Origin of the sequence: Streptococcus sp. KCJ4932 (genome assembly GCF_004352745.1) — a bacterium.
GTDB classification, from domain to species: domain Bacteria; phylum Bacillota; class Bacilli; order Lactobacillales; family Streptococcaceae; genus Streptococcus; species Streptococcus ruminicola.
In genome coordinates this window covers 18,083-31,031 of sequence record NZ_SJWW01000022.1, presented here as the reverse complement: position 1 = coordinate 31,031, position 12,949 = coordinate 18,083, and the positions used below count along the sequence as shown (strand labels likewise).

Annotated in this window: 11 protein-coding genes; 10 read left to right on the top strand and 1 reads right to left on the bottom strand. The window is 36.3% G+C overall.

The features are described from left to right. Positions 1–197 precede the first annotated feature (197 nt). From E0E02_RS08920 to rpsU, 8 genes are all read left to right on the top strand, one after another. The gene (locus tag E0E02_RS08920) at positions 198–1,226 is read left to right on the top strand and encodes a LacI family DNA-binding transcriptional regulator (RefSeq protein WP_074481566.1); all 1,029 of its coding nucleotides are present in this window, start codon (positions 198–200) and stop codon (positions 1,224–1,226) included. A 164-nt stretch (positions 1,227–1,390) separates the two neighbouring features. After that, positions 1,391–2,893, top strand: a complete 1,503-nt coding sequence (gene malQ, locus E0E02_RS08915) for a 4-alpha-glucanotransferase (protein WP_133018410.1) — start codon at positions 1,391–1,393, stop codon at positions 2,891–2,893. A gap of 20 nt (positions 2,894–2,913) precedes the next feature. Further along, positions 2,914–5,178: a glycogen/starch/alpha-glucan family phosphorylase gene (gene glgP / locus E0E02_RS08910; protein ID WP_074560560.1), complete on the top strand. Its 2,265-nt coding sequence runs from the start codon at positions 2,914–2,916 to the stop codon at positions 5,176–5,178. A gap of 167 nt (positions 5,179–5,345) precedes the next feature. Further along, entirely contained in the window at positions 5,346–6,164 is an 819-nt protein-coding gene (locus tag E0E02_RS08905; RefSeq protein WP_346503940.1) for an ABC transporter substrate-binding protein, read from the top strand. A 12-nt stretch (positions 6,165–6,176) separates the two neighbouring features. Then, positions 6,177–6,986 (top strand): transporter substrate-binding domain-containing protein, encoded by an 810-nt coding sequence (locus E0E02_RS08900; protein WP_133018408.1) that lies wholly within the window; start codon positions 6,177–6,179, stop codon positions 6,984–6,986. An 86-nt stretch (positions 6,987–7,072) separates the two neighbouring features. Beyond that, positions 7,073–8,182: an aminotransferase gene (locus tag E0E02_RS08895; RefSeq protein ID WP_133018407.1), complete on the top strand. Its 1,110-nt coding sequence runs from the start codon at positions 7,073–7,075 to the stop codon at positions 8,180–8,182. A gap of 78 nt (positions 8,183–8,260) precedes the next feature. Beyond that, positions 8,261–9,076, top strand: a complete 816-nt coding sequence (locus E0E02_RS08890) for a transporter substrate-binding domain-containing protein (protein ID WP_074563974.1) — start codon at positions 8,261–8,263, stop codon at positions 9,074–9,076. Between the two features lie 175 nt (positions 9,077–9,251). Further along, positions 9,252–9,428: a 30S ribosomal protein S21 gene (gene rpsU / locus E0E02_RS08885; protein WP_000048058.1), complete on the top strand. Its 177-nt coding sequence runs from the start codon at positions 9,252–9,254 to the stop codon at positions 9,426–9,428. Positions 9,429–9,500: 72 nt separating this feature from the next. On the opposite strand, the gene mscL is transcribed toward rpsU, so the two are convergent. After that, positions 9,501–9,884, bottom strand: a complete 384-nt coding sequence (mscL, locus tag E0E02_RS08880) for a large conductance mechanosensitive channel protein MscL (RefSeq protein ID WP_074563973.1) — start codon at positions 9,882–9,884, stop codon at positions 9,501–9,503. A 117-nt stretch (positions 9,885–10,001) separates the two neighbouring features. Here mscL and dnaG point away from each other — a divergent pair, with 117 nt between their 5' ends. Continuing rightward, positions 10,002–11,810: a DNA primase gene (gene dnaG / locus E0E02_RS08875; protein ID WP_346503944.1), complete on the top strand. Its 1,809-nt coding sequence runs from the start codon at positions 10,002–10,004 to the stop codon at positions 11,808–11,810. An 8-nt stretch (positions 11,811–11,818) separates the two neighbouring features. After that, positions 11,819–12,928 carry an RNA polymerase sigma factor RpoD gene (gene rpoD, locus E0E02_RS08870; RefSeq protein ID WP_024343868.1) on the top strand — a complete coding sequence of 370 codons (1,110 nt, stop codon included), beginning with the start codon at positions 11,819–11,821 and terminating at the stop codon, positions 12,926–12,928. The last annotated feature ends 21 nt before the right edge of the window (positions 12,929–12,949 follow it).

The following is a 12,949-nucleotide window of genomic DNA, read 5'->3' as shown; positions in this document are numbered from 1 at the left end:
GATATATATTGGTCAGTTTTTACTATAAAATAGCTTGAAAAAACAATATTTTTCTAAAAAATATCACAAAATAGGGCAAACAATTGCAGAAATATCTTATTTATGTATAATAGGGGATAAAAATAAGAGTTTTTACCTCTAAAACCTTGTCAGTACAGTAAATCTATTATAAAATGTAAGATGCAAAGGAGACTTAGATGGTTACAATTAAAGATGTAGCGGCTAAAGCTGGCGTCAATCCTTCGACGGTTAGCCGTGTTTTGAAGGATAATAAATCCATTTCTCAGAAAACAAAAGACAAAGTTCGGAAAGCGATGGCAGAGTTAGGTTATGTTCCTAATGTGGCTGCCCAAATGTTAGCCAGTGGGCTAACGTATAATGTTGGTTTGATTTTTCCACCGTTAATCACACCAGATCGTTTAAACGAACCATTCTTTATGCAAATTCTTTCTACTATAACTAGTGAAGCGAAATTAAATGATTTTACAGTTTCTATTGCAACCGGTATGACAGTTGATGAATTAGAAGAACAAGTAAAATTAATGTATCGCCAAAAACGTGTAGACGGATTTATTATCTTATACTCTGATCCAGAAGATCCAGTTCGTAAGTATTTAATGGATAATAATGTACCTTTTGTGATTGTCGGTGCTCCCGAAGGTTTCGAAAATGATATTACTTATATAGATAATGATAACCAACTAATGGGTAAAAAAGCGGTAGAATACCTTTATCAAAAAGGTCACCGTGAGATTTTATTTGTTACGGATGATTTAAAATCTGAAGTGTCATCAGAACGTTATTTTGGTTACCTTCGAGGTATGGAAAAGCTTGGTCTGACAAGCGATAAAGCACTTTTGTTCGATCGTAGAGATCCAATGATTCTGGAAGCATTAATTGAAAAAATTGAATCAAGTAAAGCAACGGCTCTGATTGTGATTGCTGATACAATTTCAGTTCGATTAGCACAGTTCTTGTCTTATTATCAATTGAAGGTTCCTGATGATATTTCAATTATCACTTTCAATAACTCAGCCTATTCCACTTTGATTCACCCTTATATGACAACATTTGATATTAATGTTGCTAATTTAGGTCGAACTAGTTTCAGACGATTGGTTGAATTGATTAAATCTCCTGAAACGGCGATTACCGAAAAAATCATTGTTCCTTTTACCTTGAGAGAGCGTGAAAGTGTCCGTCAATTGCATGTTGAAGACAAATAAAATCCCTTTCTAGCGGTTTTTATGAATGAAAATAAACGCCTTAATTGCTATTAGTTTTAGCAGTTAAGGTGTTTTTTTATATTTTTTTGCAAAAAATGATTGACTTACGCAAACGCTTGCGTTATAATTTGCAGTGTAAAGATCGTTGATAAAGGAGAAAACATATGGAAAAACGTGCAAGTGGTGTACTGATGCATATCACATCATTACCCGGCAAACAAGGGGTGGGAACATTTGGTCAAGAAGCTTATAACTTTGTTGATTTCTTGGTTGAAACTGACCAAACATACTGGCAAATCCTACCATTAACAACGACAAGTTATGGTGATTCCCCTTATCAATCATTCTCAGCAACAGCTGGGAACACTCATTTAATTGATTTAGAATTACTTGCCAAACAAGGCTTTTTAGCAAAAGAAGATTATGAAACAGTCAACTTTGGAGATGATTTAGAAAATGTTGATTACGCTCGCATTTTTGAAGCTCGTCGTCCAATTTTAGAGAAAGCAGTTGCAGAATTTATGCAAAATTCTGATAACCAAAAAGCTCTAGCAGAATTCGAAAAAGAAGCGACATGGGTGAAAGATTATGCTGAATTCATGGCTATTAAAGAATTCTTTGGCAATAAAGCTTTGCAAGAATGGGATGACAAAGCAGTTGTTCGTCGCGAAGAAGCAGCTCTTGAAACTTATCGTGAAAAATTAAAAGACGTTATCACTTACCATAAAGTCACTCAATATTTCTTCTACCAACAATGGGATGATTTAAAAGCTTATGCCAATGAAAAAGGCATTAAGATTATTGGTGATATGCCAATCTACGTTTCTGCTGATAGCGTAGAAGTTTGGACAATGCCCGAACTTTTCAAAGTTGATGCTGAAAAGAACCCACTTTGTATTGCTGGTGTTCCTGCGGATTCATTTAGTGATGATGGTCAACTTTGGGGAAATCCAATTTATGATTGGGAAAATCACAAGAAAACAAATTATGCTTGGTGGGTTTACCGTATTAAAGAGGGGATTAAGCTCTACGACCTTCTTCGTATTGACCACTTTAAAGGTTTCTCAGATTATTGGGAAATTCGTGGCGATTACGAAACTGCAAATGATGGTAGCTGGCAACCTGGTCCAGGACGCGCTTTGTTTGATGTCGTACGTGACGAGCTTGGCGAACTTCCTATTATTGCAGAAAACCTCGGTTATATTGATGCCAAAGCTGAGCAATTGTTAACTGACACTGCTTTCCCAGGTATGAAGATTCTTGAATTTGGTTTCTATGATACCGAAGGTAAGAGTATCGATGCTCCACATAACTGCAATAAAAATAGCGTTGCTTATAACGGCACACATGATAATGAAGTGGTTAATGGTTGGTACGATAACTTGACTGATGAACAAAAAGCATTTGTTGATGCTTATACACATCGTCATGAAGGCGAACCAATCACACAAACAATGCTTCGTACCTTGTTTGCAACGGTTAGTGATATTGCAATTGCAACTATGCAAGACATCCTAGACAAACCAGCTGAGTCTCGCATGAACATTCCAAATACTGTTGGTGGCAACTGGCAATGGCGTATGTTAAAAGAAGATTTGACAGATGAACGCAAAGCTTTCTTGAAAGACATTACTGCCCTTTATAGCCGCAAAAATACATTTAAATAAAAAAGAAAAAGGATATTACAATGACAACTAAATTTACAGATTACGTAACTTCGAAAGGCCAAAAACTTGCTGAATTGAGCAATGAAGATATCTATGTAGCGCTTTTGCACTACGTTAAAGAATTAGCTGCCGAAAAACCAAAAAATACAGCTAAACGCAAAGTTTACTACATTTCTGCTGAATTCCTTATTGGTAAACTTTTGTCAAATAACTTGATTAACCTTGGTATCTATAAAGATGTTAAAGCTGAACTTGCTGCAGCTGGTAAATCAATTGCAGAAGTAGAAGATGTCGAACTTGAACCATCACTTGGTAACGGTGGTCTTGGACGTTTGGCATCATGTTTCATCGATTCAATGTCAACTCTTGGTATCAACGGTGAAGGTGTCGGACTTAACTACCACTGTGGTCTATTCAAACAAGTCTTCGTTGATAACCAACAAGAAGCAGAAGCTAACTACTGGATTGAAAAAGATTCATGGCTTGTGCCAACTGATATCAGCTACGATGTTCCATTTAAAGACTTTACACTTAAATCTCGTCTTGACCGTATTGATGTTCTTGGTTACAAACGCGATACTAAAAACTACTTGAACTTGTTTGATATTGATGGGCTTGACTACGGTTTGATTCACGATGGTATTTCATTTGATAAGACTGAAATCAAGAAGAACTTGACACTCTTCCTTTACCCAGATGATTCAGACCGCAATGGTGAATTGCTTCGTATCTACCAACAATACTTCATGGTATCTAATGCTGCACAATTGTTGATTGATGAAGCTCTTGAACGTGGTTCAAATCTTCACGATTTGGCTGACTACGCTTATGTTCAAATCAATGATACTCACCCATCAATGGTTATTCCTGAGTTGATTCGTCTTTTGACTGAAAAACATGGTATTGAATTTGAAGAAGCTGTTTCAATCGTGAAAAGTATGGTTGGTTATACTAACCACACAATCTTGGCAGAAGCACTTGAAAAATGGCCTCTTGATTACCTCAATGAAGTTGTCCCTCACTTGGTAACAATCATTGAAAAATTAAACAAACTTGTTGCTAGTCAATATTCAGATCCAGCTGTTCAAATCATTGATGAATCAGGTCGTGTTCATATGGCACACATGGACATTCACTTCTCAACTTCAGTAAATGGTGTAGCTGCTCTTCACACTGAAATCCTTAAAAACAGTGAATTGAAACCATTCTATGATATTTACCCTGAAAAATTCAACAACAAAACAAACGGTATCACATTCCGTCGTTGGCTTGAATTTGCTAACCAAGATTTAGCGGATTACCTTAAAGAGCTTATCGGTGATGAATACCTTACTGATGCTACTAAGCTTGAAAAACTACTTGCTTACGCTGATGACGAAGCTGTTCATGCAAAACTTGCTGAAATCAAACACAATAACAAATTGGCGCTTAAACGTTATCTTAAAGATAATAAAGGTATCGAACTTGATGAAAACTCAATCATTGATACACAAATCAAACGTTTCCACGAGTACAAACGTCAACAAATGAATGCTCTTTATGTTATTCATAAATACCTTGAAATCAAACGTGGTAACCTTCCAGAACGCAAAATCACTGTTATCTTTGGTGGTAAAGCAGCTCCAGCATATATCATTGCACAAGATGTTATTCACTTGATTCTTTGCTTGTCTGAATTGATTAACAACGACCCAGAAGTAAACAAATACCTAAATGTTCACTTAGTTGAAAACTACAATGTTACTGTAGCTGAACACTTGATTCCTGCGACAGATATTTCAGAACAAATCTCTCTTGCTTCTAAAGAAGCTTCAGGTACTGGTAACATGAAATTCATGCTTAATGGTGCTTTGACGCTTGGTACAATGGACGGTGCCAACGTTGAAATCGCTGAACTTGCTGGTATGGATAATATTTATACATTCGGTAAAGATTCAGATACAATCATTGATCTTTATGCAACTCAAGGTTACGTAGCAACTGATTACTATGAAAATGATCCTGTCATCAAAGAAGCAGTAGACTTTATTGTTAGTGATGAATTGGTTAAACATGGTAATGCTGAACGTCTTGAACGTCTCTATAATGAATTGATTAACAAAGACTGGTTCATGACATTGATTGACCTTAAAGAATACATTGCTGTTAAAGAACAAATGCTTGCTGATTACGAAGATCAAAAATCTTGGATGACTAAAGTTATCAAAAATATTGCTAAGGCTGGTTTCTTCTCATCAGACCGTACTATTGAACAGTACAACGATGAAATTTGGCACAGCAAATAAGATTAAATAGAGTATAAACAAGAACGTGAGGTTGATAAAAAGACCTCGCGTTTTATGTATATACAGAAAAATACAAAAAATATTGAATTTTTATAAATTCAGGGTTGACAAATGTATAAATATTACATAAAATGTATACATATCAAAAAAGAAAAGAGAAAATGACTATGAAAGTAAGTAAAATGTTTGGTGGGTTAGCCCTCGTTGCCTCAGCCTTTTTATTGACAGCTTGTGGATCAGGTAATCAAAAAGATACATCAGTTTCAGATATTAAAGATAAAGGAACTCTTGTCGTTGCTATGAATCCAGAATTCGCACCTTTTGAATTTAAAACTTTAGTTAATGGCAAAGATACTATTGTTGGTGCGGATGTAGAGATTGCAAAAGCTATCGGTGAAGAGCTTGGTGTTAAAGTGAAATTCTCTTCAATGTCATTTAATAATGTTTTGGCAAGTCTTCAATCAGGTAAAGCTGATGTGGCTATCTCAGGTATTTCAGCAACGCCTGAACGTAAAAAAGCTTATAATTTCTCAGAAGCTTATTACGAATCAGAAAATGTTGTATTGATTAAGAAAACAGATGTTGATAAATATACAAAAACAAGTTCATTAGCTGGTTTGTCTGTCGGAACTCAAAAAGGATCTATCCAAGAAAATGTGGCTTCTGAACAATTGAAAGGTTCAAAAGTTGTTGCTTTGACACAAAATGGCGAAATGATTAATGAATTGAAAAATGGTCAAATCCAAGCAGTTGTCCTTGAAAAACCAATTGCAGAAGGTTACGCTGCTAATAACGATGATTTGACAATTGCCAATATCAAGTTGAAAAATGATGACGCGGATGCTTATGCTGTAGCACTTCCTAAAGGTGACGACAAATTGACTAAAGAGGTCAATAAAGTTATCAAAGACTTGAAAGATTCAGGGAAAATTGATCAATTTGTTCAAGAAGCATATGCTTTGTCAACTAGTGAATCAAGTAACTAAGGAGAAAATGATATGAAGAAGTTTTTAGGAGGTTTGTTTCTACTTTTAGCATTAGGAACGATGACAGCTTGTTCAACGTCAGGAACAAGTCAAAAAAGTATTCAAAATAAAGGTAAAATCGTCATCGCGACGGAATCAGAATTTGCACCTTTTGAATTTAAAACTTTAATTGATGGAAAAGATACCTTGGTTGGTGCAGATATTGAACTAGCTAAGGCAATTGCTAAAGAATTGGATGTTAAAGCTGATTTTTCAGTGATGTCCTTCAATAACGTTCTCGCTTCTGTGACTTCTGGTAAAGCTGATATCGCTATTGCGGGAATTTCAGTGACAGATGAACGTAAAAAAGCTTACGAGTTCTCAGATGCTTATTATGAAGCAGAAAATGTCGTGATTCTTAAAAAAGTTGATTTAGCGACTTATACAAGTCTTGAAAGCTTGGCAGGAAAATCTGTTGGTGCACAAAAAGGGTCAATTCAAGAAAACATTGCCAAAGACCAATTACCAAGTTCAAGTCTAGTTTCACTAACTTCAAACGGTGAAATGATTAATGAATTGAAAAATAATCAACTTCAGGCAGTTGTGCTAGAAAAAGCGATTGCTGAGGGCTATATTTCTCAAAATCCTGATTTAGCCATCGCAGATATGCCATTGAAATCAACTGATACAGATGCTTATGCTGTAGCCTTTGCTAAAGGAACTGATAAAAAGTTAATTGCTTCTGTAAATAAAGTTATCAAGAAAGCTAAGAAATCAGGTGAGTTTGATGCTTGGATTGAAAAAGCTTCAACTTACACGCAGAGTAGTTCTGAATCAGAATAATGAAGTGAAAAGAAACTGAGGGTTATTGCTCTCAGTTTTTCCTTACGGATGGTAAAATAATCTTAGAAAGTCAAAAGAGGTAAGCGATGAAATTACCACGATTTGGAGTCGAAGAATGGCTCAATAGCCACGAAAGAGAAGCTGTGTATGACATTGCAGGTGTGTCAATAGAAGCTCTAACATTGCAAGAATTATTTGAATTGACAGGGGAGTCTGAAACGTCTTTTTATCAGGAATTACTTGCTAAAAAATTAAATTATGGCTGGATTGAAGGGGCTCCAGAATTTAAAAAGGCGGTCAGTCAATTATATGAATCTGTGACTGAAAATCAAATTCTCCAAACCAACGGTGCCACAGGTGCGAATATGCTGGTTTTGTATGGTTTGATTGAACCTGGGGATCATGTGATTTCTTTGTATCCAACTTACCAACAACTTTATGATATTCCAAAATCTTTGGGAGCAGAGGTTGATTTATGGCAGGTCCGTGAAGAAAATAAGTGGTTACCAGATTTAACAGAACTTCGTCAATTGATTCGTCCAAATACCAAAATGATTTGCATTAATAATGCCAATAACCCGACGGGTGCTGTTATGGATGATGACTATCTGTGTGAATTAGTCGCTATTGCTAGATCTTGCGGAGCTTATATTTTGGCTGATGAGGTTTATCGTCCTTTTACGGACACAAAAGTTTCGTCGATTATTGATTTGTATGAAAAGGGGATTTCGGTAAATAGTCTTTCTAAGACCTTTTCACTGCCAGGAATTCGTGTCGGCTGGGTGGCCGCTTGTGATAAAGTAACTGATATTTTGCGTGATTATCGCGACTATACCATGATTTGTGCGGGTGTGTTTGACGATATGGTTGCTAGCTTAGCTTTGAAACATAAGGACGTAATTCTAGAGCGTAATCGCAAAATCATCAGACAGAACCTTGAAATTCTTGACAAATGGATAAAAAAAGAGAAAAAAGCTTCCTATATAAGACCAGCAGAAGTGCCGACTTCATTTGTCAAATTGGAGGTTGATTGTCCAATTGAAGAATTTTGCCTGACTCTGCTCAAAAATTACGGTGTCTTATTGGTTCCTGGAAACCGTTTTGAGCGAGAAGGATATGTTAGATTAGGATATTCATGTAAAAAAGAGACTTTAGAAAAGGGACTAGAGTTACTATCTTTATGTTTAAATGAATGAATTTTTATTCAAAAATCATTGACTAATCGTTCAAAAATGGATAAAATAGAGATAATATTAAGAGAAGAGAGAATAAATATGAAAATTAAAAAGCTTGTTCTAGGGGCACTTGCGCTTGTCTCTGTTTTTGCCTTGGCAGCTTGTGGATCTTCATCAAATGAAAATTTGCAAGAAAAAGTGGTTAAAAAAGGTAAATTAGTTGTTGCAATCAGTCCAGACTATGCACCATTTGAGTTTAAAGCTTTGGTTAATGGCAAAGATACTATTGTCGGTGCTGATGTTGAGTTGGCGAAAGCCATTGCTGACGAACTTGGCGTTAAACTTGAATTGTCTTCAATGAGTTTTGATAACGTCCTTTCAAGTCTTCAAACTGGTAAAGCTGATATTGCGATTTCTGGTTTGTCAGCAACTAAGGAACGTAAAAATGCTTACGATTTCTCAGACCCGTACTACGAAACTGAAAATGCCATTCTTGTCAAAACAAGCAACCTTGATAAATTCACTTCAATTAGTAGCTTGTCAGGTCAAAAAGTAGCAGTTCAAAAAGGAACTATCGAAGAAGGTTTGGCTAAAGACCAATTGAAAGATTCAAAAATCGTTTCTCTAACAGCAATGGGTGAAGCCATTAATGAATTGAAATCTGGTCAAGTTCAAGCGGTTGACCTTGAAAAACCAGTTGCTGAAGGTTACTTGTCACAAAACTCAGATATTGCTCTTGCAGGTTTTGCTCTAAAAACTAGTGATGGAGACGCTAAAGCAGTAGCAATGCCAAAAGGTAGTGGCAAAATGGTTAAGACAGTTAATAAAGTTATCAAAAAATTAGCTAAAGACGATAAATACAAACAGTACATTTCAGACGCTGCAAAATTGACAGCAAATGAAATTGAAGACTAATAAAAGAGAGCTGATTTACGGCTCTTTTTTTCTATTTTAAAATATTATTTTAGTGGACTAGGAGAAATCGCAAAAATTGTCATTTAATGCGGTTTTTAGATTGACTTTTTGATATAATTCATGTATCATGGTAAGGAACGTGTAAATGTTACAATGTCTTGAGGAGGTGAAACATATGTCAAAAACAGTAGTACGTAAAAACGAATCACTTGACGATGCACTTCGTCGTTTCAAACGTTCTGTGACTAAAGCTGGGACTCTTCAAGAATCACGTAAACGTGAATTCTACGAAAAACCTTCTGTAAAACGTAAACGCAAATCAGAAGCAGCTCGCAAACGTAAAAAATTCTAATTAAACATTAGATACAAAGAAAAGAGGCGCTAAGCTAGGCGTCTCTTTTTATGCTTTAACGATTGATAAAGATTATTTTTCTTTCAACAAATCGCGAATTTCTGTAAGAAGTTCTTCTTGAGTTGGAGCGGCATCTTCGTTTGCTTTTTCAGTTTCTTCTTTCTTAGTAAGAGCAGCAGCGGCGTTAGCAGCTTTGACGATGAAGAATAGTGTTGTACCAACAATAAGGAAGTTGATAACAGCACTTAGAAAGCTACCATAAGCGACACCATTCCAAGAAAGGTCAGCTATTTTGGCAACACCAGCAGCTTTTAGAGCTGGGTTTAAGAAAAGTGGTGTAATGACATCATTAACAAGTGATGTTACGATAGCGTTGAAAGCAGCCCCCATAACAACAGCGACAGCGAGATCAAGAACGTTTGCTTTGAACAAAAATTCTTTGAGTTCTTTAATCATACGAAAAACCTCCTGTATGTTTTATTAGTATTATTATACCAAAATTATGTGCTAAAGTCTGGTTTTTGAGAATTTACAAATCTGAATCAAAATGGTATAATGAAATACAAAACTAAAATGGGAATAGTGCGTGGAGGTGATCTTTTGGCAATTGACAAAGAGTTAATTACCGAGATAAAAAATAGCGTTAATATTGTTGATGTTATTGGCGAAGTGGTCAATCTTACACGTGCAGGACGCAACTATATAGGATTATGTCCATTTCATAAGGAAAAAACGCCATCTTTTAATGTTATTGAAGACAAGCAGTTTTTTCATTGTTTTGGTTGCGGAAAATCTGGGGATGTTTACAAGTTTTTAGAGGAATATCATCAGATTAGTTTTTTAGAGAGTGTTCATCGTGTCGCTGAACGTGCTGGAATTCCTTTGCAGGTTGAAACACAGCAAGCACAAGCAAAACCGCAAAATCCTAACCAAGTTCTTATTGATATTCATAAGGATGCGGCTAAGTTTTACAATGCTGTTTTAAAAACAACAAAAGAAGGTCAAGAAGCGAAAGCTTATCTAGCGCAACGTGGTTTGACGGATGAATTGATTGATTATTTCAATATTGGGTTGTCGCCAAATGAGCCTGATTTTCTTTATCAATCTCTTGCAAAACGTTATGAAGAGAATGCTTTGATGGCTACAGGTCTTTTTAATTTGTCTGAACGTACCAATCGAGTTTATGATGCGTTTCAAAATCGTATCATGTTTCCTTTGACGGATGATAATGGTCAGGTGGTTGCTTTTTCTGGGCGTATTTGGACGAAAGAGGATTTAGATAGTCAGCAAGCTAAGTATAAGAACACAAGGTCGACAGCTTTATTTAATAAGTCTTATGAATTGTATCATCTTGATAAAGCTCGTCCGGTTATGTCTAAAAAACATGAAGTTTACTTGATGGAAGGTTTCATGGACGTTATTGCGGCTTATCGCGCTGGTATTGAAAATGCTGTTGCCTCGATGGGGACGGCATTAACACCTGAACACGTCAGACATTTAAAACGATATGCTAAAAAAGTTATTTTAACATATGATGGTGATAATGCTGGGCAGAATGCGATTGCTAAGTCTTTGGAATTTTTAAAAGATTTTAATGTTGAAATTGTGCGAGTTCCTGAACAGATGGACCCAGATGAGTTCATTCAAAAGAATTCACCTCAAGCCCTAGCTAACTTGCTTGAAAATAGTCGCATTAGCAGTACTGAATTCTTTATTCATTACTTAAAACCGGAAAATAGTGATAATCTCCAGGCTGAGATTGCTTATGTGGAAAAAATTTCTAGGATTATTGCACAATCGCCGTCAATTACAGCACAAAATTCGTATATTAATATGGTGGCTGATTTATTGCCTGACTTTGATTATTATCAAGTTGAACAGTCGGTAAACAGCGAGCGACTTCAAAATCGTTCAGCCCTTCAGTCGGAAGCTGCTAAGCAAAGAGTGACGGTCGTTGAATTGCCAATATCAAAGAATATCTCTGCGATTATGAAAGCAGAGAGTCAATTGATGCAACGGTTGTTGACGCATGATTATCTTCTTAATGAATTTAGAAATCGGGAAGAATTTACCTTTGATACCCAAGAATTGCAGACACTTTATGATTTGTTGATGCAACAAGGTGAGGTGACTTCCTATGATTTAGCGCAGCTAGATGACCGAACGCGGCAGATGTATTATCAAGTGTTAGAAGAAAATCTACCAGAAGATGTTGCCCCTAATGAAATTGAGGAAATTATTCAAAAACGCAATCGCCTGCTCCAAGAAAGAGATTTGCAAAAGCAAAGTAAGTTAATTCGTGAATCTAGCAATCTTGGGGATGTTGATGCAGCACTTGCGGCTTTGGAAAATCTCATTGCTCAAAAAAGAAAAATGGAATAGAGGAAAATATGGCAAAAGAAAAAGAAATTACTACTTTTAATGTTCAAGTTGCAGAATTTATTCGTAATCATAAAAAGAACGGAACAGCTGTCGATGACGAAGTGACAGAAAAATTGGTTATTCCATTTTCACTCGATGCTGATCAAATTGATGATCTTTTGGAACGTTTGACAGACGGTGGTATTTCAATTACTGATAAAGAAGGTAACCCATCAACAAAATATGTGGTTGAAGAACCCAAACCTGAAGAACTAACTGACGAAGAATTGCTTGGTAGCAACTCTGCTAAAGTTAATGACCCAGTTCGTATGTACCTTAAAGAAATTGGGGTTGTGCCTTTGTTGTCAAGCGAAGAAGAAAAAGAATTGGCAGTTGCAGTCGCAGCAGGCGATCTTCAAGCAAAACAACGTTTGGCAGAAGCTAACTTGCGTCTGGTGGTTTCTATTGCTAAACGTTATGTTGGACGTGGTATGCAATTCCTTGATCTTATCCAAGAAGGTAACATGGGATTGATGAAAGCCGTTGATAAATTTGATTACTCAAAAGGGTTCAAATTCTCAACTTATGCAACATGGTGGATTCGTCAAGCTATTACACGTGCGATTGCTGACCAAGCTCGTACAATCCGTATCCCTGTTCACATGGTTGAAACAATCAACAAACTTGTTCGTGAACAACGTAACCTTCTTCAAGAACTTGGACAAGATCCAACGCCAGAACAAATTGCTGAACGTATGGATATGACGCCTGATAAAGTTCGTGAAATCTTGAAAATTGCTCAAGAACCTGTCTCTCTAGAAACACCTATCGGTGAAGAAGATGATAGCCATCTTGGAGATTTCATTGAAGATGAAGTTATTGAAAATCCAGTAGACTACACAACTCGTGTTGTTCTTCGTGAACAACTTGATGAAGTCTTAGACACATTGACTGACCGTGAAGAGAACGTCTTGCGCTTGCGTTTTGGTCTCGATGATGGTAAAATGCGTACATTGGAAGATGTTGGTAAAGTCTTCAATGTGACGCGTGAACGTATTCGTCAGATTGAAGCTAAAGCACTTCGCAAGCTTCGCCATCCGAGCCGTAGCAAACAGCTCCGTGATTTTATCGAAGATTAAAAAATAGTCAAGAGGTTCGCT